Origin of the sequence: Mesorhizobium sp. (assembly GCF_004963255.1) — a bacterium.
Classification (GTDB): Bacteria; Pseudomonadota; Alphaproteobacteria; order Rhizobiales; family Rhizobiaceae; genus Mesorhizobium.
Map to the genome: position 1 here is coordinate 71,266 of NZ_SUGA01000014.1, position 26,153 is coordinate 97,418.

General features: G+C 64.9%; 22 protein-coding genes. 13 read left to right on the plus strand and 9 right to left on the minus strand.

All coding sequences use genetic code 11. The annotated features are described in order from the left end of the window. The first annotated feature begins 34 nt into the window (after window positions 1-34). Window positions 35-931 carry a LysR family transcriptional regulator gene (locus E5X34_RS16700; protein WP_292566789.1) on the plus strand — a complete coding sequence of 299 codons (897 nt, stop codon included), beginning with the start codon at window positions 35-37 and terminating at the stop codon, window positions 929-931. Window positions 932-946: 15 nt separating this feature from the next. On the opposite strand, the gene E5X34_RS16705 is transcribed toward E5X34_RS16700, so the two are convergent. Continuing rightward, window positions 947-2,443 (minus strand): aldehyde dehydrogenase family protein, encoded by a 1,497-nt coding sequence (locus E5X34_RS16705; RefSeq protein ID WP_292566792.1) that lies wholly within the window; start codon window positions 2,441-2,443, stop codon window positions 947-949. Window positions 2,444-2,585: 142 nt separating this feature from the next. Here E5X34_RS16705 and E5X34_RS16710 point away from each other — a divergent pair, with 142 nt between their 5' ends. The 10 genes from E5X34_RS16710 (at window position 2,586) to otsB (ending at window position 14,822) form a co-directional block, all read left to right on the plus strand. After that, a complete protein-coding gene (locus E5X34_RS16710) occupies window positions 2,586-3,329 on the plus strand; it encodes a glucose 1-dehydrogenase (protein ID WP_292566794.1) in 744 nt (247 codons plus the stop codon). A gap of 27 nt (window positions 3,330-3,356) precedes the next feature. Then, window positions 3,357-4,448 carry an isocitrate/isopropylmalate dehydrogenase family protein gene (locus tag E5X34_RS16715; protein ID WP_292566796.1) on the plus strand — a complete coding sequence of 364 codons (1,092 nt, stop codon included), beginning with the start codon at window positions 3,357-3,359 and terminating at the stop codon, window positions 4,446-4,448. Between the two features lie 4 nt (window positions 4,449-4,452). Next, a complete protein-coding gene (locus tag E5X34_RS16720) occupies window positions 4,453-5,601 on the plus strand; it encodes an alpha-hydroxy acid oxidase (RefSeq protein WP_292566798.1) in 1,149 nt (382 codons plus the stop codon). A 109-nt stretch (window positions 5,602-5,710) separates the two neighbouring features. After that, the gene (gene fghA, locus E5X34_RS16725; protein ID WP_292566801.1) at window positions 5,711-6,544 is read left to right on the plus strand and encodes an S-formylglutathione hydrolase; all 834 of its coding nucleotides are present in this window, start codon (window positions 5,711-5,713) and stop codon (window positions 6,542-6,544) included. A gap of 163 nt (window positions 6,545-6,707) precedes the next feature. After that, a complete protein-coding gene (locus E5X34_RS16730) occupies window positions 6,708-7,160 on the plus strand; it encodes a DUF2231 domain-containing protein (RefSeq protein WP_292566803.1) in 453 nt (150 codons plus the stop codon). A 40-nt stretch (window positions 7,161-7,200) separates the two neighbouring features. After that, window positions 7,201-8,490, plus strand: a complete 1,290-nt coding sequence (locus E5X34_RS16735; RefSeq protein WP_292566946.1) for a sorbosone dehydrogenase family protein — start codon at window positions 7,201-7,203, stop codon at window positions 8,488-8,490. Window positions 8,491-8,727: 237 nt separating this feature from the next. Beyond that, window positions 8,728-9,786 (plus strand): glycosyltransferase family 4 protein, encoded by a 1,059-nt coding sequence (locus tag E5X34_RS16740; RefSeq protein ID WP_292566949.1) that lies wholly within the window; start codon window positions 8,728-8,730, stop codon window positions 9,784-9,786. Between the two features lie 152 nt (window positions 9,787-9,938). Continuing rightward, the gene (locus E5X34_RS16745) at window positions 9,939-12,101 is read left to right on the plus strand and encodes an amylo-alpha-1,6-glucosidase (protein ID WP_292566807.1); all 2,163 of its coding nucleotides are present in this window, start codon (window positions 9,939-9,941) and stop codon (window positions 12,099-12,101) included. Window positions 12,102-12,249: 148 nt separating this feature from the next. Next, window positions 12,250-14,043 carry a trehalose-6-phosphate synthase gene (locus E5X34_RS16750; RefSeq protein ID WP_292566809.1) on the plus strand — a complete coding sequence of 598 codons (1,794 nt, stop codon included), beginning with the start codon at window positions 12,250-12,252 and terminating at the stop codon, window positions 14,041-14,043. Then, window positions 14,040-14,822 (plus strand): trehalose-phosphatase, encoded by a 783-nt coding sequence (otsB, locus tag E5X34_RS16755; RefSeq protein WP_292566813.1) that lies wholly within the window; start codon window positions 14,040-14,042, stop codon window positions 14,820-14,822. The genes E5X34_RS16750 and otsB overlap by 4 nt, the downstream gene beginning before the upstream one ends. Before the next feature lie 20 nt (window positions 14,823-14,842). Here the strand turns inward: otsB and E5X34_RS16760 are convergent, their stop codons facing one another. The 8 genes from E5X34_RS16760 to E5X34_RS16795 form a co-directional block, all read right to left on the minus strand. Continuing rightward, window positions 14,843-15,586 (minus strand): ATP-binding cassette domain-containing protein, encoded by a 744-nt coding sequence (locus E5X34_RS16760; protein ID WP_292566816.1) that lies wholly within the window; start codon window positions 15,584-15,586, stop codon window positions 14,843-14,845. A 9-nt stretch (window positions 15,587-15,595) separates the two neighbouring features. Continuing rightward, on the minus strand, window positions 15,596-16,795 hold the full coding sequence (locus E5X34_RS16765) for an alanine racemase (protein ID WP_292566819.1): 1,200 nt from the start codon (window positions 16,793-16,795) through the stop codon (window positions 15,596-15,598). A gap of 13 nt (window positions 16,796-16,808) precedes the next feature. Continuing rightward, entirely contained in the window at window positions 16,809-17,780 is a 972-nt protein-coding gene (locus E5X34_RS16770) for an ABC transporter permease (protein ID WP_292566822.1), read from the minus strand. 43 nt (window positions 17,781-17,823) lie between these two features. Continuing rightward, complete coding sequence (locus E5X34_RS16775; protein ID WP_292566825.1) at window positions 17,824-18,885, minus strand: substrate-binding domain-containing protein; 1,062 nt, start codon at window positions 18,883-18,885, stop codon at window positions 17,824-17,826. Between the two features lie 62 nt (window positions 18,886-18,947). Further along, complete coding sequence (locus E5X34_RS16780) at window positions 18,948-20,009, minus strand: substrate-binding domain-containing protein (protein WP_292566828.1); 1,062 nt, start codon at window positions 20,007-20,009, stop codon at window positions 18,948-18,950. Window positions 20,010-20,044: 35 nt separating this feature from the next. Continuing rightward, window positions 20,045-21,298: a M20/M25/M40 family metallo-hydrolase gene (locus E5X34_RS16785; RefSeq protein ID WP_292566831.1), complete on the minus strand. Its 1,254-nt coding sequence runs from the start codon at window positions 21,296-21,298 to the stop codon at window positions 20,045-20,047. Next, the gene (locus E5X34_RS16790; RefSeq protein ID WP_292566833.1) at window positions 21,295-22,509 is read right to left on the minus strand and encodes an ROK family transcriptional regulator; all 1,215 of its coding nucleotides are present in this window, start codon (window positions 22,507-22,509) and stop codon (window positions 21,295-21,297) included. Before E5X34_RS16790 ends, E5X34_RS16785 begins: the two co-directional genes overlap by 4 nt. Before the next feature lie 241 nt (window positions 22,510-22,750). Then, window positions 22,751-23,782 carry a hydroxyacid dehydrogenase gene (locus E5X34_RS16795; RefSeq protein ID WP_292566835.1) on the minus strand — a complete coding sequence of 344 codons (1,032 nt, stop codon included), beginning with the start codon at window positions 23,780-23,782 and terminating at the stop codon, window positions 22,751-22,753. A 146-nt stretch (window positions 23,783-23,928) separates the two neighbouring features. On the opposite strand from E5X34_RS16795, the gene E5X34_RS16800 reads away from it, so the two are divergent. Both E5X34_RS16800 and E5X34_RS16805 read left to right on the plus strand, forming a co-directional pair. Next, a complete protein-coding gene (locus E5X34_RS16800; RefSeq protein ID WP_292566838.1) occupies window positions 23,929-24,990 on the plus strand; it encodes a LacI family DNA-binding transcriptional regulator in 1,062 nt (353 codons plus the stop codon). 77 nt (window positions 24,991-25,067) lie between these two features. Then, window positions 25,068-26,057, plus strand: a complete 990-nt coding sequence (locus E5X34_RS16805; RefSeq protein ID WP_292566841.1) for a substrate-binding domain-containing protein — start codon at window positions 25,068-25,070, stop codon at window positions 26,055-26,057. Window positions 26,058-26,153: the final 96 nt, after the last annotated feature.

A 26,153-nucleotide genomic window follows, 5' to 3' on the forward strand; every position in this document is an offset into this window, starting at 1 on the left:
AGGTCAGGAGGCCAGATCACCTGCCCGAGCGGACATGTCCAGCATCAACCTCAAACTTCTGCAGACGTTCCTGCTCGCCGCCGAAAACGGCAGCTTCCGGCGCGCGGCCGAAGAGAGCAACCGTTCGCCTTCGGCCGTTTCCATGCAGATACGCGACCTCGAGGAGCAGATCGGCATCTCGCTCTTCATCCGCACGGCGCAGCGCGCCAGCCTGACGCCGGAAGGCCAGGTTCTGTTCGAGGAGATCGCCAATGCGATGTCGCAGGTGCAGACCAGCCTCGACCGGCTGACCGAGATCGCGGCGCGGCGCAAGGGCAAGGTGCAGATCGCCTGCGCGCCGACGCTGGCGGCGAGCCGGCTGGGCGACATATTGGCGACGTTCAAGCTGCGCTATCCGCGCTCGATCGTCGAGGTCATCGAAACCCCGCCGCAGGCCGCGCTTGCCCTGTTGCAGCAACAGGAGGTCGAGTTCTATCTCGGCCCGGAAGTGCCGAACCTCAACGACTTCCAGTTCGAGTCGATCCTGGACGACCCGCTGATGGCCTGCATCCCGGTGGAGACCTATGGCGGCGAGAAGAAGCTCAATCTGTCCGACCTCAAGGGCTTCCCGCTGATCCTGCTCAACCGCAAGACGGCGGTGCGCGGCCTTCTCGACCGGCTGACGGCGGCGGAAGGCATCGAGCTCAAGCCGCAATACGAAGTCGAAAGCGCGCAGACGGCCGTGGCGCTGGTGTCGTCGGGACTGGGCGTCTGCGTGGTGCCGGGCATCGCCATCTCGCGCAACGACGAGCGTATGCGGGTGGTGCCGATCGACCATCGCGACGCCCATCGCGCCGTCGGCATCATCACCGCGCGCGGCTACGTGCACCACTCCTTTTCGGAGCAGCTGATGAACCTGATCCGCACCAATCTGCGCGAGCTGGCTCACTGACGGTTCTGCAGCGGCTCAGTCGGTCTGGATCCAGACCGCCTTCGTCTCCAGATATTCGTGCAGGTGCTCGATACCGCCTTCGCGGCCGTAGCCGGACATCTTCATGCCGCCGAACGGCACCGCCGGATCGATGGCGTGGTACATGTTGACCCAGACCGAGCCGGCCTTGACGCGGCGGGCGAGCTTGTGCGCGGTGCCGAGGTTGGTGGTGAAGATGCCGGCCGCCAGGCCGTAAGGCGTCGCGTTGGCGCGCGCCACGGCTTCATCCAGCGTGTCGAAGGGCATGGCCGAAATGACCGGACCGAAGATTTCTTCCCGCGCGATCGTCATTTTGTCCGACACCGCGCCGAAGACGGTCGGCGCGATGAAGTTGCCGCCGTCATAGAGCTCGCCCTTCAGCCTTGATCCGCCGGCGACCAGCCTGGCGCCTTCGTCGCTGCCGGCCTTGATGTAGCCTTCGACCTTGCCGGCCTGCCTGGCGTTGATCAGCGGCCCGATCTCGGTCTCAGCCTCGATGCCGTGGCCGATGCGCAGCTTGCCGGCGAACTCGGCGACACGGCGCACGAACTCGTCATGGATCTCGCGCGCCACGAACAGGCGTGAGCCGGCGATGCAGATCTGGCCGGAATGCACGAACACCGCCATTGCCGCGACCGGCACGGCCTTGTCGATGTCGGCGTCGCGGCAGACGATGATCGGCGACTTGCCGCCGAGCTCCAGCGAAACGCGCTTGAGATTGGTGACGCCGGCGCGGGCGATCGCCTGGCCGGTCAGCGTCGAGCCGGTGAAGACGATCTTATTGACATCCGGGTGCTCGGCCAGCCGCGCGCCGGCCTCGGCGCCCGTTCCGGTGACAATGTTGACAACGCCGTCTGGGAGGCCGGCTTCCTGCATCAGCTTCGCGATCAGAAGCGGCGTCAGCGATGCGTCCTCCGACGGCTTCAGCACGATGGTGCAGCCGGTGGCGAGAGCCGGCGCGATCTTCCAGACCGAGGCGGCGGTCGGCGCATTCCAGGGAATGATCGCGCCGACGACGCCGACCGGCTCGCGCCGGGTGAAGGTGACGATCTCGCCGGGGATCGAATTGTCGATCGCCTCGCCGTGCAGCGCGGTCGCCATGCCGCCATAGAAGCGCAGCATGCCGATGACCCGGCGCCGGTTGGCCAGCGTGCGCGTGATCGGCAGCCCCATGTCGAGGGTGTCGGAGACGCTGAGCTCTTCCCAATGTTTTTCGAAGAGGTCGGCGATCCTGAGCAGCACGCATTGCCGCTCGTAGGGCGAGAATTTCGACCAAGGCCCCTCGAACGCGGCCCGCGCGGCGGCCACCGCTGCGTCGATATCGGCGGCTCCGCCACGCGGCACCGTGGCCAGCACTTCGCCCGTCGCCGGGTTCAGCGCCTGCATGACCTCGCCGGACTGCGCCGCGACCCACTTGCCGCCGATGAACATCGGCCGGAATTCGCCATGGTAGAGCGTCGTGGCCTTCGCCCTCGGGTCGAAGTTCAGCGTCATCGTCTCCTCCTCACGAATTCCGAGGCGACTATTACTCCCGCTTCGGGCGACCTCAAACAAGGAAAGCTAAAAGGGCGTTCAGATAATCGGACTGTGCAACGCGCGCGTCTTCCCCGATGGTGCCGGCAACGGAGGAACAGATATGAGACTTGCTGGCAAGGTCGCCATCGTCACCGGTGGCGGGTCGGGATTTGGCGAAGGCATCGTCAGGAAATTCGTCGAGGAAGGCGCGTCTGTCGTGCTGATGGATCGCGACGAAGCCGCGGCTTCGCGCGTTGCCGGTGAAGCCGGCGGCAAGGTGCTGCCGATCGCGGGTGACGTCTCCACGCTGGAGAGTTTTGTCGCGGCCGCCGAGCTGGCGCGCTCTGTCTTCGGCGGGCTCGACATACTGGTCAACAACGCCGGCGTCGCGCAGCCGCCATTGCCGCTTGAGACGATGGACGAAGGCCTGTTCGACCGCATCGCCAACGTCAACATGCGCTCGATCTACAACGGCGCCCGCGCGGTGGTGCCGCATTTCAAATCGAACAAAGCGGGCGCCATCCTCAATGTCGCTTCCACGGGCGGCGTCTCGCCGCGTCCGAACCTCACCTGGTACAACGCCTCGAAGGGCTGGGCGATCGCCGCCACGCGCGCCATGGCGGTGGAGCTCGCGCCGTTCGGCATCCGCGTCAACGCGATCAACCCGGTCGCCGGCGACACGCCGCTTCTGTCCACCTTCATCGGCTCCGGCGAGGAAAACCGCGCCCGCGTTGTCGCCACCATTCCGATCGGCCGGCTGTCGACGCCGCAGGACATGGGTAATGCCGCAGCGTTCCTGTGCTCCGACGAAGCCAGCATGATCACCGGCGTCGACCTCAACGTCGACGGCGGCAAATGCATCTGAATATTTGCGGTTCCTGAGGGATTGGCGATGAAGGATGTCTACCAGATCGCGGTCGTGCATGGCGACGGCATCGGCCCCGAGGTGTGCGCCGCGGCCGTCGAGGTGGTGAAGGCGGCACTCGGGCCGGACTGCCCCTTGCGTTTCCCGGAATATCCGGCCGGCGCGGCGCATTTCCTGAAGACCGGGCAGAGCTTTCCCCAGCCGACCTTCGAGGCGTGCCGGGCGGCGGATGCGATCCTGCACGGCGCCGGCGGCCTGCCTGGCGTGGTCTATCCGGACGGCACGGAAGCCGGGCTCGACTTCACGCTGAGGCTCCGTTTCGAGCTCGATCTCTACGCCAATATCCGCCCCATCAAGCTCTTCGAAGGGGTGACCAGCCCGCTCGCCGGGGTGAAGGCCGGCGACATCGACTACGTCATCCTGCGCGAGAACAGCGAAGGGCTTTACGCCGCGCGCGGGGCAGGGGCGTTGCTGCGCGGCCAAGTGGCGGTCGACACGCTCGTGCAGACGCGCGCCGGCATCGAGCGCATCGTGCGCAAGGCCTTCGAGCTGGCGCGCCAGTCGAACGGCGCGCCGCGCGACGGCGTTCGCCGGGTGACCTGCTGCGACAAGGCGAATGTGCTGCGCAGCTACGCCTTCTTCCGTTCGGTCTTTGACGAGGTGGCGAAAGACTATCCCGACATCGAGACGGAACATGCGCTGGTCGACGCCATGGCCATGCATCTCGTGCTGAAGCCCGGCCATTTCAACGTTATCGTCAGCGAGAACATGTTCGGCGATATTCTCTCCGACCTTGCCGCGGCGACGGTCGGCGGAATGGGCATGGCGCCGTCGGCCGAGGTCGGCGACATGAATGGCTTCTTCCAGGCGGCGCACGGCTCCGCGCCGGACATTGCCGGCAAGGGGATCGCCAATCCCTACGGCACGATCCTGTCGGCGGCGGCCATGCTCGACTGGCTTGGCCGCGGCCATGACGATGAAAGGCTGCTCCGGGCCGCCGAACAGATCCGCCGTGTGACGGAGGCATGCCTGGCGAACGGGCTGCTCAGCGCCGATCTGAAGGGAAAATCATCGACCGCCGAGATCACCGGAAACGTGTGCGACCGGCTCGCGGCCTGAGGCGATGGGGCGGCTCGATCGCAGCGTATCGGTGGAGGATTTCCGCCGGCTGGCGCGCCGCGGGCTGCCGAAATCGGTCTTCGAGTTCGTCGATGGCGGGGCGGGCCAGGAACTGACCCTACGCGACAACCGCGCCGGTTTCGAGCGTATCCGGCTGCTGCCGCGTGTTCTGACCGACGTATCCCGGCCCGATCTCACCACCACCTTGTGGTCGAGGACCTATCCGACGCCGCTGGTGATCAGCCCGATGGGTTCCTGCGCGCTCGTTCGCCCCGGCGCTGACATCGCCATTGCTTCAGCGGCCGCGGCGCGCGGCATTCCCTACACGCTGTCGACCATGGCGACGACCGGCATCGAGCGGATGGCAAGGGCTGTCCAGGGCCCGCTCTGGTTCCAGCTCTACGTGCTGAAGGATTTCGATTTCAATCGCCGGCTGGTGCGGCGAGCTGAAGAGTTCGGCTATTCGGCGCTGGTCGTCACTGTCGACCTGCAGACGGGCGGCAAGCGCGAGAAGGATCTGAGGAACGGGATTTCGATTCCGCTCAGGCCTTCTCTGCGACACCTGGTCGAAGGGATCGCGCATCCGGGCTGGTCGTTTCGCCTGCTTCGCGACGGCCTTCCGCAATTCGAGAATGTCCGTGGTTACCTTGGTGACACCAGCGCGGGGCTGACGATCGCAGCGCGCGTCGGCCGCAATCTCCACGCGGGTTTCGACTGGGACGACTTCCGCAGGATTCGCGGCTGGTGGAAGGGGCCGCTGATCGTCAAGGGCGTCCTGCACCCGGACGATGCCGCCAGATTGATCGGGGAGGGCGCGGACGGGATCTGGGTGTCCAATCATGGCGGCCGCCAGCTCGACGGCGCGGTCGCGAGCATCGATGCGACCAGCGCCGTGCATGCGGCCGTTGGCGGCCGGGCCCCGATCCTCATCGATTCCGGTATCCGCACGGGCATGGACGTGATCAAGGCAAAAGCGCGCGGCGCGGTCGCCTCGGCAATCGGCCGCGCCGCGCTGTTCGGCGCCGTGGCGGGACAGGTCGGCGTCGAGCGTGTGCTGGATATTCTGCTCGAGGAAATCGCGACCGGACTTAAGCTGTGTGGGGTGCCCGGTTTTCGGCAAGTCAGCCCAGACCTGATTGCGCCTGCGGGCTAACCGAACGAAACCTTTCTCGCGCCACACCTCTGGTTTGCCGAGGCGCCAGGTTGCGCCGATCATGGCCGGCGGTTATGCCGGGCCAAGATTTCCCAACGAGAGGCAATCGATGAAGGTCGTTTCCACCTCCAAATCGCATGGCGGCATCCAGGGCGTCTATTCTCATGCTTCGGAGGTCTGCGCCTGCGACATGACCTTCGCGGTGTTCGTGCCGTCCCAAGCCAAGGACGGGCGGCTTCCGGTCCTCTGGTACCTGTCGGGGCTGACCTGCACGCATGCCAACGTCATGGACAAGGGCGAGTACCGTCGCCTGGCGTCCGAGCTGGGGCTCGTCATCGTGTGTCCCGACACCAGCCCGCGTGGGCCCGACGTCCCCAACGAGAAGGACAATTGGCAGTTCGGCTGCGGCGCCGGTTTCTATCTCGACGCGACCGAGCAGCCTTATGCGAAGAATTACCGCATGTACTCCTACATCGCCGAGGAATTGCCGGCGCTGGTCGCCGCCAATTTTCCGGTCGACATGTCGCGTCAGGCAATCTTCGGCCATTCGATGGGCGGGCACGGCGCACTGACGATCGCGCTGAAGAACCCGCAGCGCTACCGGAGCTGCTCGGCCTTCGCGCCGATCGTGCAGCCCTCGACGGCCGGCTGGTCGCGGCCGGCCTTCAAAAAATATCTCGGATCGGACGAAAAGAACTGGCGCGCCTATGACGCTACGCTGCTGATCGAGGACGGCAAGCGCTTTCCGGAATTTCTCGTCGACCAGGGCACGGCGGATGGTTTCCTGCAGGACGGTCTTCGGCCATGGCTGCTGGAAGAGGCCTGCGAGAAGGCAGGCATCGACCTCACCCTGCGCATGCAGGAAGGCTACGACCATTCATACAATTTCATCTCGACCTTCATGGGCGATCATCTGAAGTGGCATGCCAGCCGTCTTAAGTGACGTCCGCAGAATGCGCGCACCGCCGCAATCGAACGGTCCATTCCGGATCACACGTGACTGAAGGGATATCGGCGTTCACCTTCCGGTGAGCGCGCGTATTTCCGGCGGAACATTCCTCTTTTCGCGCTGTTAAGCCAGCAGCAGCGCGGAAAGGAGCTTGCGCATGGACAATCCGCGATCCACGGCAAGCATGGCCGGCCATCCCATCCATCCCATGCTCGTCACCATTCCGATCGCCTGTTTCGTCGGGACCTTGCTCACCGATATCGCCTATTGGCGGACGGCCGAAATGACCTGGGCCAACTTCTCGGCCTGGCTTGTAACCGTTGGTGTCATCGTCGGCATTCTGGCTGCCATAGCGGGGCTCACCGACTTTCTTGGCAGCCGCAGGATACGCGCTCAGCCGACGGCATGGCTGCATATGGCCGGCAACCTCGTCGCGCTGGTGCTTTCCTTTTTCAACATGCTGATCCACACGCGCGATGCCTGGACGTCCGTCGTGCCGACCGGGCTGATCCTGTCGGCGCTGGTGGTGATCGTTCTGCTCTTCACCGGCTGGCTCGGCTGGGCGCTGGTCTATCGCCATCATGTAGGAGTGGCCGATGAGACGGTTTGACAGCGCAATTAGATGGCCGATTGCAGCGCTTTGCAGCGCGATGGCCTTGGGCATTGCCGGCTGCAGCGACGACAACACCGATCCGGACGCGCAGATCGGCCCGAACCCGAAACTGCCGGAGATAAATCAATACATGTTCCCGCCAATGCATCTGGCCTCGGTGGTCGGCTGGAAAAACGATGAAAAGCCGGCCGTCGCACAGGGTCTGCAGATCGAGGCGCTGGCCAAGGGACTTCAGCATCCGCGCTCGATTTACGTGCTGCCCAATGGCGACATACTGGTGGTGGAGTCCAAGGCACCGGATGAAGCATCGGTCAAACGGCCGAAGGATATCGTCATGGGCTGGGTTGAAAGCTGGGTGACCTCCGGCGGCGATACCGGACCGAGCAACCGCATCACGCTGCTGCGCGACACCAATGGCGACGGCAAGCCGGATTACCAGGGCGTGTTCCTGGACCATCTCAATTCGCCCTTCGGCGTGGCGCTGGTCGGTAGCGACCTCTATGTCGCCAACACCGACGCGATCGTGCGCTACCCCTATCAGCCGGGCGATACGAAGATCTCGGCTCCGGGCAAGGTGCTGACGGAACTGCCGGGCGGGCCAATCGATCACCACTGGACGAAGAGCCTGGTGGCGAGCCCAGACGGCTCATTGCTCTATGTCGGCGTCGGTTCGAACAGCAACATCACCGAGAACGGCATCCAGGCTGAGAAAGACCGCGCCGCGATCTGGGAAGTCGACCGCGCCACCGGCCGCTCGCGCATCTTCGCCAGCGGGCTGCGCAATCCCAACGGCCTGTCGTTCGAGCCTGAGAGCAAGGCGCTGTGGACGGTGGTCAACGAGCGTGACGAGCTCGGCCCGAACCTCGTGCCGGACTATATGACGTCGGTGAAGGACGGCGCCTTCTATGGCTGGCCCTACAGCTATTACGGCCAGCATGTCGATCCGCGCGTGATGCCGCAGCGGCCGGACATGGTGGCCAAGGCCATCCCGCCGGACTATGCGCTGAGCTCGCATGTCGCGCCGCTCGGACTTGCCTTCTATACCGCAAGCAACCTGCCGCAATCCTATCGCGGCGGCGCCTTTGTCGGCGAGCACGGCAGCTGGGACCGCTCCCAGTTCAATGGCTACAAGGTGGTCTTCGTGCCGTTCAGCGGCGGGCATCCGAACGGCATGGCGCAGGACGTCGTCACCGGCTTCCTCAACGACAAGGGCGAGGCGAGGGGCCGCCCGGTCGGCGTTGCCGTCGATAAATCCGGCGCGCTGCTGATTGCCGACGATGTCGGCAACACGGTGTGGCGTGTCACCGCGGCGCCGGGATCGACGTGACGAAGGCATCCTTCGATACTACCGCCCGGCCTGGCCAATCAATTGAACGGGTGTCGTAGAGGCGCGATAATCCGGCTGGAAACAGTGGGATCCCGTGCAGGAGACTGTGGCTTCTGGCGCGGAGACTTGGCAAAGCGCGGCGCGGCAAAATCGACGGCCAACGGCACCTCGATCGATTGGGCAGGAACGATCTGGCGGCTGACGCATTTTGCTTCGCGTCAACAGCCGAGGGACCCGATGCGCATTGCCCATGTCGCGCCGCTCTATGAATCGGTGCCGCCGAAACTCTATGGCGGTACCGAGCGGATCGTCTTCTACATCACCGAAGCGCTGGTCGAGCTCGGCCACGATGTCACGTTGTTCGCGAGTGGCGATAGCGAGACGTCGGCCAAGCTGGTATCCGCACGCGACCAGGCGATACGTCTCGATCCGCGGCCGAAGAAATCGGAGATCGCCGCGCATCTGGCGATGCTTGCCGAGGTGCGCGACCGCGCCCGCGAGTTCGACGTCATCCATTTCCATCTCAGCCACTTCCTGCATTTTCCGTTCTTCGAAGAACTCGCGGGGCGGACGGTGACGACGCCGCATGGCCGGCTCGACTATGTCGACCTGGCGCCGGCCTATAAGCGCTTCCCGCGGTTCCCGATGATCTCGATTTCGCACAGTCAGAAGCGCGGCCTGCCTGATGCGAACTGGCTCGCCACGATCCATCACGGACTGCCGCTCGACGCCTACCAACCGACCTATGAGCCGCAGGCGGAAGAACCATATCTCGCCTTCCTCGGGCGCCTGTCGCGCGACAAGCGGCCGGACCGCGCCATCGAGATCGCGCGACGGTCCGGGTTGAGGTTGAAGCTGGCGGCCAAGATCGGCGACGACGACCGCGCCTACTTCCGCGACAACATCGAGGCGCTCATCGATGGCGACCGCATCGACTATGTCGGCGAGATCACCGAGGACGAGAAGGCCGAATTTCTCGGCAATGCGGCGGGCCTTTTGTTTCCCATCGACTGGCCGGAGCCGTTCGGCCTCGTCGCAATTGAGGCAATGGCCTGCGGCACCCCGGTGATCGCCTGGAACCAAGGCGCCTTGCCGGAGATCGTCGACGACGGCATCACCGGCTTCGTCGTGGACAGCGTCGACGCCGCGGTCGCGTCAATGCCGGCGCTTCTCGATCTCGACCGGCGGCAGGTGAGGGCGGTGTTCGAGAAAAGGTTCTCGGCGGCAAGAATGGCAAGCGACTATCTTGCTGCCTATATGCGTCTGACCGGCATGCCGGAGGCCAAGGCCTCGTGACTTGATGCGTGGAGCCCGGATGATTTCAGGTCTGTTCGACCTGAAATCTCAATCCGGCTCTAAATCAGAGAGATAGAGCATAATGTCGTCCGAAAGGCGTTTCACACTTTTCGGCATCATGCTCTAGGGCGGGGCAAACGAAGAGGTGACGAATGACGGAGCTCGACGAGCGCAAGCTCGATCCTGCCGTAGCCCTTTCTTCACTCGACGAGACCGCGCCGCGCGAACCGCACCGGCTGTTCGCCCTCAAGCAGGGGGATTGCTTCGCAGTCGCCGACGCCTATGGCGACATCAGGGGCTCGGGCGACGGGTTCTTCCGTGACGACACGCGCGTGCTCTCCGAATTCCGGCTGACCATCGGCGGCAGGCAGATGTCGCTGCTCGGCGCTTCGCTGAGCCAGGACAATGTGCTGTTCACGTCCAACCTGACCAACCTGCCGATCCAAAGTGCCGTTGGCCGCGACATCCCGCAAGGCGCGATTCATATCGAACGGGTCAGACTGATCTGGCAGGACAGGTTGTTCGAGCGAATCACGCTGTCCAACTACAGCCGCGAGCATTCGACCATCACCGTCTCGCTGCATTTCGCCGCCGACTTCCGCGACATGTTCGAGGTGCGTGGCTCGACGCGGGTGAAGCGCGGCACGACACATGTCGCCAAGACCGAAAAGGAGTCCGTCATGCTCGGCTATGACGGCCTCGACGGGCTCCCACGACTATCGGCGATCTCCTTTTCGCAGGCGCCCGACAAATTGAGCGACAACCGCGCCGACTTCCTGATCGCGGTGACCAAGCGCAGCCAGAAAGTGCTTTATGTCGAAGTCGGCCCGGAAGTCTCCGAGGCTCCCAGTCGCGACCGTTTCCGCGCCGCGGCGGCTCGGGCCCGCTTCGGCATGCGTGCCAAGCGGCGTCATGGCGCTACGGTGCACAGTTCGGGCCGCGTCTTCAACGACTGGGTCGAGCGCGCTCGCGCCGACGTGGCGCTGCTCACCACCGAGCTTCCGACCGGGCCCTATCCCTATGCCGGCATCCCCTGGTTCTCGACGGCGTTCGGCCGCGACGGGGTGATCTCCAGCCTGCAGATGCTGTGGCTCAATCCCGGGCTGGCGCGGGGCGTGCTGGCTTTTCTGGCCGAGCACCAGGCGACCGAAACGTCGCCCTTTTCGGATTCCCAACCCGGCAAGATCATGCATGAGACGCGCAAAGGTGAGATGGCGGCGCTGCGCGAGCTTCCCTTCGGGCGCTACTATGGCGGTGTCGACACCACGCCGCTCTATATCCATCTGGCTTCCGCCTATGCCGATCGCACCGGCGACATGGCGTTCATCGATCAATTGTGGCCTTCGCTCAAGGCCGCCGCCGAATGGACGGAGGAGGCGAGCCGCGCCACCGGCTTCGTCACCTATCAGCGCGCCGCCGAGTCCGGTCTCGCCAACCAGGGCTGGAAGGACAGCTTCGATTCAGTGTTCCACGCCGACGGCCGCATTCCAAAAGGACCGATCGCCCTGGTCGAGGTGCAGGGCTACGTCTTCGCCGCTTTCCGCGGCATGGCGGCGCTCGCACGCCGCCGCGGCGAATTCGCCGACGCCGAGCACTGGGAGAACCGCGCCGAGGAAATGCGGGTCGCCGTGGAACGCGACTTCTGGCTCGACGACATGAATTTCTACGCCCTGGCCATCGATGGCGAGGGCCAGCCATGCAAGGTGCGAACGTCGAATGCCGGGCACCTGCTGTTTGTCGGATTGCCGCAGCCCGAGCGAGCCAGGCTGGTCGCCGACCAGCTGCTGTCGGCCTCCTTCCATTCCGGCTGGGGGCTGAGGACGCTGGCCGACGACGCGGTGTTCTTCAACCCGATGTCCTACCACAACGGCTCGATCTGGCCGCATGACACAGCACTTTGCGGTGTCGGCCTGGCGCGTTACGGCGAGCGCGACAGCGTGGTGCGGCTGATGAGCGGCACGTTCGAATCGGCCGTGCATTTCAACATGCGGCTGCCGGAACTGTTCTGCGGCTTCGCCCGGGCTCCGGGCGAGGCGCCCATCGCCTATCCCGTGGCTTGCCTGCCGCAGGCCTGGTCGGCCGGTTCCACCTTCATGCTGATGCAGGCATGCCTCGGGCTGGAGATCGATGGCTGGAAGGGCGAATTGCATGTCACGCGTCCGAGGCTGCCGATTGGCATCGATACGCTCATGATCAGGCACCTGGCGGTCGGCGACAAAGCGATCGATCTCACCTTCCAACGGGTCGGCGACCGCGTTGCCGCCTTCCTGTCCGACCGACATGAAGGCCAGGTTCCGCTCATCGTGCGCACGTAAACAAAGCGCCACAACCCCGCGGCCAACAATCGAAAAATGTCGGAACTGATCGCTGGTTCGCGCGTTGCAGACCTAAGCCGGTCTGCCCGTCCGCGGCCGGCAAGAACGAAAACAATGAACGGACGGCCGGAGGCAACCTGGCATTTCAATGACACAATACGGCGCCGACCTGCTACTGGTCCTTATTCTCGCAAGCCTTGGACTGTCCGCTCTAGCGATTTTCATTTCGATATCCCGGTACCGCCGCAATCACCCGAGGGCATCCGTCATGCCGGTCCCCGGCGACGACACCGCCACCGAGGCGGCACGAAAGCTGTTGCGCGAATTCGAGAAGAACGGGCAGTCGGTCGATGCGGCTCTGGTCTCATGGTCGCCCGATACCCTGCGCAAGATTCTTGCCGAGGACTTGCCGGACGCGCAGGTCATCGTGGTCTCCAATCGTGAGCCTTATATCCACAACGAGACCAAGGACGGCGAGGTCGAACTCGTAGTGCCGGCGAGCGGGCTGGTATCGGCGCTGGAGCCGATCACGCGCGCCTGCGGCGGCACCTGGATCGCCTATGGCGGCGGCACCGCAGACCGGACGGTGGTCGACGAACATGACCGCGTGCAGGTGCCGCCCGGCCATCCCTCCTACACGCTGCGCCGGGTCTGGCTGAGCGACGAGGAATATCAAGGCTACTATCTCGGCTTTGCCAATGAAGGCCTGTGGCCGCTCTGCCATATCGCCTTTACGCGGCCGATTTTTCGGGAGTCGGACTGGGAGGCCTATGAAGCCGTCAACCGCAAGTTTGCCGACACGGTGGTTGCCGAGGCGCGCAACGAGCGGCCGATCGTGCTCGTCCAGGACTATCACTTCGCGCTTCTGCCGCGCATGATCCGCGAGCGCCTGCCCGATGCGATCGTCATCACCTTCTGGCACATCCCCTGGCCGAACTCGGAGGTGTTCAGCATCTGTCCCTGGCGCGAGCGCATCCTGGATGGTCTGCTCGGCAGCTCGATCGTAGGCTTCCATACCCAATACCACGCCAATAACTTTACCGAGAGCGTCGATCGCTTCATGGAAAGCCGCATCGAGCGCGCCGATGCCGCCATTTCCTACGGCGGCCAGGTGACACTGGTGCACTCCTATCCGATTTCGATCGAATGGCCGGACGATCTCCTGAAAGCGTTGCCCAGCGTCGAGGAATGCCGGCTGCGCGTGCGCAAGCGGCACAGGCTTCCAGCCGGCGCTAAGCTGTGCGTCGGTGTCGAGCGTCTCGACTATACCAAGGGAATTCTCGACCGCTTCCGTGCGTTGGAGGAGCTGTTCATCCGTCACCCTGAAATGGTGGGTAAAGTCGTGTTCCTGCAGGTCGCGGCGCCGAGCCGGGGTACGTTGCCGGCCTACAAACAGCTGCACGAGGAGTGTCTGCGCTGTGCCGACGAACTCAACCAGCGTTACGGCAGCGCATCCTACCGGCCGGTGGTCATGGTGGCCGAGCATCATTCGCAAGCGGCAGTTTATGAACTTTATCGCGCCGCCGATGTCTGTCTGGTAACCAGCCTGCATGACGGCATGAACCTGGTCGCCAAGGAGTTCGTCGCGGCGCGCGACGACGAGCAGGGCGTGCTTTTGCTCAGCACCTTCGCCGGCGCCTCGCGCGAGCTGCTGGAGGCGCTGATCGTCAATCCTTACGACGCGGCGATGATGAGCGAGGCGATGCTGCAGGCGCTGACCATGGGGCCGGACGAGCAGCGCGAGCGCATGCGGCGCATGCGCGACATCGTGCGCGACAACAATGTCTATCGCTGGGCCGGCAGCATGCTGCTCGACGCGGCGCGGCTGAGGAAGCGCGGCGACCTGGATCGAGTCACGGCCTTATACGAACGGCCGGCAGGCCCGACCGGCGACAATGTCGTTTCCATGTTCGAACGCAAACAGGCAGTGGGATTTAGATGAACATCCAGGCAGACCTCACCCCGCCGCTTCCAGAAGGACGGTGGGCGCTTTTCCTCGACATCGACGGCACCTTGCTGGAGCACGCCGCGCATCCCGACGCCGTCTCGGTCAGCGAGGAGTTGCGCGTTCTTCTGCAGACGATCGAGCGGCGCCTGGACGGCGCGCTCGCCTTCATCACCGGCCGCTCGATCGCGGCCGTGGACCATCTGTTCGATCCGTTGAAGCTCAGGATTGCCGGCCTCTACGGGCTGGAGCACAGGCTTCTCCCGGACGGACCGATCGAGGCCGCGGACGAACCGGCGGATATGGCGGCGCTCGCCGACGAGATCGAACTGGAGCTGGCAAGCAAGGCCGTCTATGTCGAACGCAAGGGGCCGGTGCTCGCCATCCACACGAGAGCAGCACCACAGCTTCTGGCGCGGGCGACGGAACTGGTCGAGGCAGCGCTTGAGCGCTTGCCCAAGGGCTACCGCGTGATCGCCGGCAATGCCGGCGTCGAGCTGATGCCGCTCGAAGCCGCCAAGGGCGCCGCGATCCGGCGCTTCATGCAGCTCGAACCTTTCACCGGCCGGCGTCCGGTGTTCCTCGGCGACGATACATCCGACGAGAACGGCTTCGAGACGGTCAATGCCGCGGGAGGAATCTCGATCCGCGTGAAGCCGCAGGGCGAGACGGCCGCCCGCTTCGCCATCGAAGACGTGGCTGGCGCCATCTCTTGGCTCGAAGCCAATTTTGCGGAGCCTGCCGCGCAGGCGCCCAGCCGCAATCTCGTTGCCTAAACCGGTCAGGTGCTCCGCAGCTACTGCTGCTGCAGGCCCGTGATCATGGCGATGATCTCGTTCTTGTCGGTCTTCCTGGTCTCGCGCACGCCGATCTGCTTGCCGCGCCTCAGGACGCAGATGCGGTCCGACAGTTTGAACACCTGGTCGAGGCTGTGGCTGATGATCAGGATGCCGACATTGCGCTGCTTGAGCGACTGAACGATCATCTCCACCCTGGCGGTCTCGGCGACACCAAGCGCGGCCGTCGGCTCGTCGAGAAGGATCAGCTTGCTTGCCCAGTGCGTCGCCCTGGCGATCGCGACGCCCTGCCGCTGACCGCCGGAGAGGTCGCGAATGGTGGCGTGCGCGGAAGGGATGCGCACGTCGAGCTCCTTCACCAGTTTCTCCGTCTCGGCGATCATGCGGCGGCGGTCGAGCAGGCCGAAGCGGTTCAGCGGCTCGCGGCCGAGGAACATGTTCATATAGACCGTCTGCTGGTCCGCCAAAGCGAGATCCTGGTAGACGACCTCGATGCCATGCGCGCGCCCCATCGTCGCGTTCGACATCGTCACCGGCTTGCCCTCGATTGTGATCGTGCCCGAGGAGGGCGGGTGCACACCGGAGATGATCTTGACCAGCGTCGACTTGCCGGCGCCGTTGTCGCCGACAAGCGCGACGATCTCGCCAGGAAAGACCTCAAGCGAGAAGTTCTCGATCGCGGTGAGGCCGCCGAAATGCTTGCGGATGTCCTGAAGCTGAAGGATGGGGGCGCTTGGAGTCATGGTTTTCTCCTAGACGGGCCAGGCATAGGGCTCGCCAAAACCGTTCTCGATCGTTTCAACCACAGGCTTGCCCTTCGAGATGCCGGAGACACCGACGACATAGGCGCGGGTGACGAAAGCCTGGCCGCGGAAGCCGAAGACGGCGCTGTCGCCAGGCCTCGGCGAATTTGCGCCGGCTGCGTCGATCATGGCGTAGTAGTCGATCGCCGAAGGCGGCGGCACTTCGACGCTCCTGAGCGCCGAAGCGGCGGCGGTCGGCTCGGCCGAGACGATCGCCTTGACGTCATAGTCCGGGAAGATCGGATCGATATAGAAGCCGCCGCCGAAGCAGTAGGCCTTGCCGCCCGACAGATGCGAGACCTCGGTGAGATAGAGCACGGCAGGCAGTTCCGGCAGGTCTTCCATAACATGCAGCGCCGTGGTGCCGTGCAGGCCGTTGCCGGGTTCGCATTGCGTGGCGCCGGCTTCCGCCAGCGCGGGCAGCATGACGCTCGACGTGGTGCCCGGCGCGTTGATTTCGATCCCCTTGCGGCCCGCCTTGACGAGCGCCTCGGCGGCCTTGCTCAGTGTCGCCAGATTGGGTGTCGGCAACACCTTTCGCGCGGCATGGTCGAAGAGCAGGGCAGGGAAGGTGGTGATGCCGGCGAAGCGGCCGCCTGGAACGGCGTCGAGTCGATCCGCGACGGCGACGACATCCCCGGCGTCGAAGCCGCCTTCATGGCCGCGGTAGAAAATATCGCCTTCAGCCGCAACGCGGGCGAGCAGGTCCTGGACATAGCCGGCGGTCTTGGCGCCCCTGCCTGCTTCCTCGGCCTTGGTGTCGTTGAAGACGGTCCAGTAGTCCGGCTTGAAGGTCCTTGCCGCCGCGTCCGCTTCGAATTTCGCGATCTGCTGCAGATGGCCGAGATGGCCAAGCTGCATGCCGGCCTTGTGGGTGGCGCGCGCGCAGGCCATGTCGACCGCAACAGCGCGTTCGATGCCGCCGCGCATCACCGCCTTGCAAAAGGAGCCGGAGCGGCCGACCTGCTTGGTCATGGCGAAAATCTTCAGGCCGAGCCGATCGGCTTCCTGCTTGAGGACCTTTGCATTGTGCTCGACCGTGTCGAGATCGAGCACATAGGCGTTGGCCGGCAGCTTGCCCTGCTGGTGAAGGCCGATCGCCGCTTCGATGAAGGCGGGGTTGCGGCGGCGCAGAACGTCGAGAAACATGGAAAAGGTTCCTTTAGCGGGATTTGTCGCGCAGCGACACGGCGACGGCGGTGAGAATGATCAGGCCGCGCACGATCATCTGGTCGGAGACCGAAAGACCCATCAGGATCAGCCCGTTGTTCAGCATGCCCATCATCAGCGAGCCAACGAGGGCGCCGACGATCGAGCCCTTGCCGCCATTGAGCAGCGTGCCGCCGACGATGACGGCGGCGATGACCGTCATCAGATCGGTCTCGCCGAGCGTGTATTTCGCCGCTTGCAGGCGGCCGGCGTAGAGCAGACCCGCAAGCCCCGCGAGCCCGCCGCTGATGGTGAGCACGGCCAGCCTGATCTTCGGTACGCTGATCCCGGAAACGCTTGCAGCGCGGGCATTGTCGCCGGTCGCCAGCACATGCGCGCCAAAACGCGTCTCGCGGTAAACGAGGTGGCCGATCGCGATGGCGATCACCGTCCACCAGATTAGCGAGGGCACGCCGAGCAGCGAGCCGGAACCGAAGAAACCGGTGAAGGCCTCGTTGGTGACCGAGATCGAACGCAGATCGGTCATCGAGCGCGAGACGCCGGCGAATAGGCCCATCGTCGCCAGCGTCACCAGGAAGGACGGCAGCCTGACATAGGCGACCAGCGCGCCGTTGATGAGGCCGATCAGGATTCCGGCGCCGAGGCCGGCGACGATGCCCACCGCCATCCCGTAGGAGGCGATGGTGACGGCAGCGGCGAGCGCCGATACCGCCACGATCGAGCCGATCGAAAGGTCGATCTCGCCGGCCGACATGACGAAGACGAGGCCGATCGCCATGATCGTCACCGGCGCCGTCTGCAGCACGATGTTGGAGAGGTTGCGGACGGTGAGGAAGCCGCTGTCCCTCAGCATGAAGGCGAAGAACAGGAAGATCGCCAGGAAGCCGAGATAGACGACATATTGCTGCAGATTGAAGCGGCTGGCGAAGCTGCCCATCTCGGTGCCGGTGTTGGCGCTGGTCATGTTCGATCTCCGATGGTGCGTGCTTCGCAGCCTGCCATGCCGTCTATTTCACGGCGTCCGCGATGGTCGCGGGCACGTCCTTGTTGAGCGATTTCTTCCAGCCGTCCTTCACCGTGTCCTTGGTGACGGCGATGGAATCGACCGCGTAAAAAGGCCCGGCCTTCAGGCCGACCAGCGAGCCTGCGGAGGCTCGCGCCAGCGTCACGCCGATCGAATAGGCCTCGTCGGCGACAAGGGCTGCGATGTTACCACCTTTGACCATGTCGAGCGCGGCCGGTTCGTTGAGGTCGAGCGTGACGATCTTGGTGTGCGTGTTGCCGGCGGCGCGCAGCGCTGAGAGGACGCTCAGCGCCGGTTCGGCCCAGGTGACATAGATGCCGTCGAGGTCCGGGTGCTGGGTGATCATCGCCTGCGCGATATCCTCTGAGCGCGCCGGGTCGGCCATACCGGCCTCGGCGGCGATCTTCATGTCGGGATAGTCCTGCTCGATGGTCTTCTTGAAGGCGCCGTCGCGCTGGTTGGTGACGTAGAAATCGGCGTCGTGGAAGATGTAGCCGACCTTGCCCTTCTTGCCGAGGGCCTCCGCCATGGCGATGCCGGCCTTGTTGCCCATCTGGAAGAGGTCGTCGGAGACGATGGTGACGTAATCCGTGCCCTGCTTGTAGCCGGCCGGGCTATTGTCGACGAAGCCGAGTTTGACGCCGGCCTGGCGGGCCGGATCGTAGACGGAGGCCGCGGTTGCCGGATCGACTGGAAGCGACAGGATGATCGACGGCTTCTTGGCCATCACCGTCTCGACATCGGCCTTCTGGCGGGCGGCGTCGAAGCCGGCGTCGGTCTGCGCCACCACCTCGATGCCCAGACGCTTGAACTCGTCGCGCGCCCCTGCGTTGACGGCGTTGGTGTACTCGCTCATCTCGTGCCAGACGAGGGCCGCGGTAAACTTGCCGTCCTTGATCTGCTGCTCCTGCGCCGCCGTCAGCGTCAGCGAGGCCGCCGGAACCGGCTTCTCGCCGTTCGGCCCGGTGGTGACGCCTTCGGCGGCGAAGGCGTGGGCGGCGAACAGGCTCGCCAATACAGTCATGATACCAAATGCTTTGCGCATATCCGTTCCCCTTCTTGTTCAGGAAGATAGCTCCGGCCCGGCAAGCCGGCCGGAGCGTTGGCTCACTTCGCCGCGTCGAGCACCGACTGCGGCGCGTCGCGGTTGAGCGAGTCCTTCCAGCCCTGGGAGACGTTCTCCTTGGTCACGGTCAGCGCCGGCGCGACGACGAAGGCGGGCGTCTGCTGGGCAAGCAGCGACTTCATGCCGGAGGCGGCCATTGCGCGGCCGAGCTCATAGGCCTTGTCGGCGACGAGCGCGGCAACATTGCCGCCCTTGACCATGTCGAGCGCGACCGGCTCGGCAAGATCGAGCGTGACGATCTTGGTGTGGGTGTTGCCGGCGCCGCGCAGCGCCGAGAGCACGCCGTCGGCCGGCTCGGCCCAGGTCACGTAGATGCCGTCGAGATCGGGATGCTGCAGCAGCATGGCATTGGCCAGTTCCTCGGCTCGGGCCGGGTCGGAGATGCCCTGTTCGGCAACGATCTTGATGTCGGGATAGTCCTTCTCGATGGTCTTCTTGAAGGACTGGTCGCGCTGGTTGGTGACGTAATAGTTGGCATCGTGGAAGATATAGCCGACCTTGCCCTTGCCGCCGATGGCCTTGGCCATGGCGTCGGCCGCCTGCTTGCCCATCTGGTAGAGGTCGTCGGTGACGATCGAGGCGTAGTCGGTGCCTTGCTTGTAATCCTTGGGCAAGTTCGACAGGAACACCAGCTTGACGCCGTCCTTGACCGCCTGCCGGAAGGCTTCGGCGGAGGTGACCGGGTCGAGCGGCAGCGCCAGGATGACGTTCGGCTTGGCGGCCAAAGCGGTTTCGATGTCGCTGCGCTGGCGAGCGGCGTCGAACTGCGCGTCGGTCTTGACCGCGATCGAGATGCCGGCGCGGGCGAACTCGTCGGTGGCGCCGGCGGTCACCGCGTTGGTGAAGTCGGAAGAGGTGTGCCACAGTAGGGCAGCCTTATAGCCCTTGTCCTTCAGCGCCGCGATGTCGGCATCGCTCAGCGTCAGGCTGGAACTCGGCGTGGCGGTCTCGCCCTGCGGACCGACCGTTTGCGCGTGAGCGGCGCCGGCGGCGAGCATCAATCCGCCGGCCAAGGTGGCGGCAATCCATTTCTTCATCAGCATGTTTTCAGTCTCCCATTTTCTGCTTCGTTGGTCGCTCAGTCGGCCACGCCGCAATAGCGGGCCATGAAGGCTGCGAAGCCGACGATGCCGGCGAGGTATTCCTCGACATCGACGTGCTCTCCGAAAGTGTGGCAATTGCGGATGTCGCCCGGCGCGCAATAGACGGCAGGAATGCCCAACCGGTTGACGAAGAAGGACGATTCCGACCAGAAGGGCGCGCCCTCGATCATGCCGCGGCCGCCCATGGCGCCTGCCATCGATTGCGAAAGCATGGCGACTTCGGCACCCGTCTCGTCGATCTCGGCGGCGGTGCCGCCCAGCCTGTGATCGCGTCCTGCCGGATAGGAGAACTCCAAGGCGATCTCGGGATCGGTGATGGCGCCGCGCACCGCGGCCTCGATCTCGGCGGCGGCCGTGTCGAGGGATTCGCCCGGCAGGAGCTTGCGGATCAGCGACAGCGTGCATCGCTCAGGCACGGCGATATAGCCGCCGCCGGTGAGGCCGGTGATCAGCAGGAAGCCGCGCCCGGTGAGCTTGTGCTCGGCCCGGGCCGCTACCTCGTCCGAATGTCTCCACAGCGCCGTCATGGCGGCATGGGCGGCGCGCAACGCATCCTTGCCGAGCTCGGGCACGCCGAAATAGGCCGACTTGCCGGTGATCGTGATGTCGGTGATGAAGAAGCCGATCTGCGCGGCATAGACGGCAAGCCGCGTCGGCTCGACATAGACGGTGAAGTCGGGCGCCGCGACCTCGCCGGCCTCGATGCGGCCGACGAAATGCTTGATGCCGGCGGAGACGCCGCTGCCGGGCTGGCCGCTCTCCTCGTCGCCGACGAAAGCGAAGGCCACATCGCCCTTGAGGCGGATGCCGGCCTTGTCGAGCAACGAGAGCGCCGCCAGCGAAGCGGTGATGCCGGCCTTCAGATCGCCGGAGCCGCGGCCCCAGACCGCCCCGTCAATGATGGGCGCGCCGAACGGGTCCTCGCGCTCGGTGCCGGCCCAATGCTCGCGCCAGCCGTCGACATGAACGGTGTCGGTGTGGCCGATGAAGAGCAGGCGCTTGCCGTCGCCGGCGCCCTTGCGTTCGCCCCAGATGTTCGGCCTGCCGGGCAGGAAATCCGCGCGGCTCAGGCCGCTCAGCCCCAGCTCGCGCATCTTCGCTTCGAGGAAGTCGACGACATTCGCTTCGTTGCCGGTGATGCTTTCGCGGCCGATCGCGCCCCTGAACAGCGCCAGGGCCTGGTCGGGATCGAGAGCGGCTCGCAGCCGGGTCACGATATCTGCGGTCACAGCACGACCTCCTTCAAGGCAGCCGCCTGGGCGGTGGGCAGCGAAATGCGGCCGTCCGGCGCGTCGACGCCGAAGAGCGTGTTGTGCAACTGGCCGAGACCGATGGCGGCCGCGCCGATCAGCGCGGCGCGCGCGCCCAGTTCGCCGGCCTCGACGGTGACGGGGTAGGGGAAGCACAGCGGCATCAAGTCCTTGACGCGCGAGAGGATCTCCGGCCTGAGGCCGATCGAGCCACCAAGGATGACCTTTTCGGGATTGGCGACGGCGGCGATCGCCGCGATGCCTTGCGCCAGATAGCGCGCCGTCTCGTCGAGCACGGTAACGGCTGCCTTGTCGCCTGCAGCCGCATTCTCGAAGATCGCCGGAACCGCGACCTGGGTGCCGGTCAGGGACCTGTAGCGTTCGGTCATCGCGTGGGTCGCCACCGCTCGCTCGAAAGCGCCGGTGCGCAGCGATTCAGCCGCGAACGGATCGGCGCCGATCGGCATGAATCCGATCTCGCCCGCCGCATGGGTGGCGCCGCGCACCAGATGGCCGCCCAGCATCAGGCCGCTGCCGACGCCGGTGCCCAGCGCGATATAGGCGAGATTGTCGATGCCCTGGCCCTGGCCCAGCCAATTCTCGCCGAGCACGGCGAGATTGACGTCGTTCTCGATCATCACCGCCACGCCGAGCGCTTTTTCGAACGCGTCGAGGACATTCATGGCGTCGAAGCCGGCAATGTTGGGCGCAAGCAGGATGCGGCCGGTCGCGGGGTCAGGGGCGCCCGGCGCGCCGATCACGGCAAGGCGGATCTTCTTGCGCGGGATGCGCTCGCGGGCGGCGGCCTGGAAGGCAAGCGCCGCGATCTGGTCGATGACGAACTGGCCGCCGCGCGGATCGGTCGGCGTCGCTGCCTCCGCGAAGATCTGGCACGCGAGGTCGGTCAGCGCCACCCGCACCTTGGTACCGCCCAGGTCGACGGCGATGATGTAGGCGGCGTCGTGCACGAGCTCGTAGGTGACGGCGGTGCGCCCGACATGGCCGCTGGTGCGGCCGGTCTCCTGCACCCAGCCTTCCTGCTCGAGCCCGCGCACGATTTCCGAAATCGTCTGCTTCGACAGGCCGGTGAGCTTCGAGATCGAGGCCCGCGAGATCGGCCCGCCCTGGACGATCGCCTCCATGACCGAGCGCTGGGAGAATTGGCGGGAGATACGCGGCAGGTCGCTCACATACGCCTCGATTAATTCGTTCTGTCACCGAACTTATTGGCGAAACGGCGTCTTGTCAACGATCACGTCGCATTGTCGGAGACCGCAATCGGAGGGGGGTGATTTACTCGACTGCCATGTGCCGCACCGACCTGGCAACCGCGGCGAAATCGAGATTGCTCGCAGTTCGGGCCGGCGGAGGCGAGCGATCAAGCCGGTCCCGAACACGCGCGTGCTGGCTGGTCAGTGGGTCGAGCCAGCCTCAGTTCCTGTCGACCGGCTTCGAACGCATCCTCGACACCGTCTCGCGTTCGGCGCGCTTGGAGCGCAGCGGCGGCAGGCCGCGGTCGACGAGGTCCATATCCTCCAGCACCATGTCGCCCATGCGCTTGAAGGCGATGTCGAGGGCGCCGGCGCGATGGGCCGAACGGAGAAAGCCGGGGAGGGCGCGGACGGGATGGTCCTTGGCCAGCGGCTCCTCTGGGAAGACGTCGCTTGCGGCGACGATGTGGCCGCTCCTCACCGACGCCATCAGTGCGGCGAAATCGACGACGCCGGCGCGGCTGAGCAGGATGAAGGCGGCGCCCTTTCGCATTTTGGCAAAGGAGTCCGCGCCGAGGAAACCCTGGTTCTCGCTGGTGACCGAAGCGACGACGAAGACGAAATCGCTTTGCGACAGCGCCTCGTCCAGCGAAGCCGGCTCGACGCCGTTGTCGACCAGGATCGACGGCGGCAGCCACGGATCGTAGACCCTGGTGTGGGTGCGGAAGCCGGTCAGCAGGCGGTTGAGCGCACGGCCGAGGTCGCCGAAGCCGATGATGCCGACATCGGCGCCGGAGAGAAGCCGCGCGGTCTGGTTGCCGTCGCCGCCCCAGAGTTCCTTGCCCTGGCGGAAGGCGAGATCGGCATCGACGATGTTTCTGGCCAGGTTCAGCGCCATGGCGAGGCCGAGTTCGGCCACCGGTTCGGCAAAGACAAGACCTGTAGTGACGACATGGATGCCGCGCGCGAACAGCGTCTCATAGGGCATGTTGTTGAGGAGGTTGGTCTCGACATTGAAGATGCAGCGAAGCGACGTCATTTTCTGCAGCGTCTCCGAGGCGATGGGGGGCTGACCTATGATGTAACGCGCCTCGGCCAGCGTCTCGGCGGGTAGGGCGGAAACACCTTCCGGCGTGGTCTCGACAATGCGATAATGGCTGCGCAGGCGCGCCAGTTGCGGCGGCGTGAAGATAAGTTCTAGCGTGCGCGGTTCGGGCGCGCTGATCACCAGCGGCAAGGTCTTGTCGGACATGATTTTCCTCCCGGGACACGATTGGATCGCGTCAATCACATCTTCGAGTCTTACCCACGATGAAACGATTTACAAGAACGAAAAATCGATTTATCGATTAGAACAGCGAGGCAGGAAATCGACTGCCTGCCCTCGGGAGGAGGTCAATGGCACAACAGGAAGCCCGGCAAAGGCGTCCGTCGATCCACGACGTGGCAAGCCATGCCGGCGTGTCCGCGGCCACGGTTTCCAAGGTGCTCGCCGGTGTCGCCACGGTGAAGCCCGAAAATGCGCAACGCGTTCTCGATGCCGTCGAGCGTCTGGCCTATCGCGTCGATCCACTAGCTTCCGACATGCGCAGGGCCAAGCGCCGCATCATCGGCGCCATCATGCCCGAGTTTGAAAGCGAGTTCTTCGGCCAGATGGTCACCGAGCTTGAGGGCCTTGCCGAGCAGCGCGGCTACACGCTGGTCGCGGCGTCGAGCCGTGAATCGGAAGCGCGCGAAAAGGAGATCCTGGCCCGCATGCATGACTGGCGCGTTGCCGGCGTGGTGCTGGCGCCTGTGCGCAACGAGCACGGGCCAGCGGCCGCCTTCATGAAGGCCAACGGCATGACCGGCGTGCTGATCGACCGCGTCTTGTCCGACGACGCTTTCGATACCGTTTCGGCCGACAGCGCCGCCGCCAGCGCCCAGGTTGCGCGGATGCTGGTGGGCAAGGGCCACAAGCACATCCTGATCATCGGTCTCGCCGAAGGCGCGGCAACCGTGCGCGCTCGCCTGGAAGGTTTTCGCACCCAGGCGCTGGCGCTCGACCCGTCCATCCGCATCGATGTGATCACCTCGGAAGTCAGCGTCGAGCCGTTGCGATCGTCGCTGCGCGATTATTTCGGTCGGGGCGAACGGCCGACCGCCGTCTATTCGCTGCTGCTCAAGGGCACGCTTGTGGCGCTGTCCGAATTCCGCCGGCGCGGCTGGCATTGCCCGAACGATATCTCGCTGGTCGGCTTCGACGACGCCGAATGGATGCAGGTGACATGGCCGGCCATCGCCGCCGTGGTGCAACCGGTGCGTCAGATCGCCAGCGAAGCGATGAACCTTTTGTTTCGCAGGGTCGAAGGCGCCGTGGGACCACCCACAGCTAGGCTCGAACCCTGCCAGGTGTTGGAGCGGGAATCCGTTGGCTCGCCAGGCAACGGCCCGCATTCCGGGGGAGGAGACCGACAATAGCCCCCATTGTCGACAACGGAAGGACGGTGCCGGCCTGGCCAAGGCATCCGGCGCGTCAGATCAGAAGGAGGACTGGAATGACATCGCTTACCCTGAAGATAAATCGATTTACCCTTGCATTGGGCGTAGCCCTGGCGTTTTCGGCCGTCGGCGCGGCCAAGGCCCAGGACGGCGAATATGGCGTGCTGATGAAGACGCTGGCCAATCCGTTCTGGGGCGCGATGGCGCAGGGCGTCGCGGACGGCGCCAAGGAAGCCGGGGTGAAATATTTCCAGCAGGCGGCCGAGAGCGACCAGGCGGCTGAGCCGCAGCTCAACCTGTGCAACACCATGCTGGAGCGCAAGCCGGTGGCGATGATCACCGCCGCCATCAACTCGACTAATCTTCTGCCCTGCCTGAAGTCGGCGCAGGACGCAGGCATCAAGATCGTCGACCTCGACAACAATCTCGACCAGGCGGTGCTCGACAAGGAAGGCGTCAAGGTGACCTTCCATATCGGCTCCGACAATATCGCCGCCGGCGCGCAGGGCGCGGAGTACTTGGCCAACAAGCTCGGCAAGGATGCCAAGGGTCCGGTGCTCGTCATCGAGGGCCTCTCCGGCAACATCACCGGCGAGAAGCGCGCCAAGGGCTTTGCCGACAAGCTGAAGGAACTGGCGCCGGGCCTCGAGATCGTCGCCTCGCTGCCGGGCGACTGGGATCGCGGCAAGGCCGCCTCGATCGCCACCGACACGCTGACGGCGCATCCCGACTTGGTCGCCATCTTCTGCGCCAATGACGGCATGGCGCTGGGCGCGGTGGAGTCGGTCTACGCGGCCGGCAAGGGCCCGCAGGTGACGATCATCGGCGTCGACGGCAATTCGGACGCGGTTAAGTCGATCAAGGAAGGCCGCCTCAATGCCTCGGTGGCGCAGCTTCCCTACCTCGTCGGCAAGCAGGCGGTCGAGAACGTCAAGAAGGCGCTCGCCGGCGACAAGGTCGAGGACAGCATCGCGGTGCCGACGCTGGTGCTGACCAAGGACGTGATCGACGCCGGCAAGGAGCCGATGCTGCAATATGTGAAGTAGTGAAAGGAAGGGAGTAAGGGAGTAAGGCAGTAGGGGAGTAGGAAAGCGTGGTTTGCGCTCCGCAGGCTTGGCCCAGCCGCCTTCTTTCCCTACTCC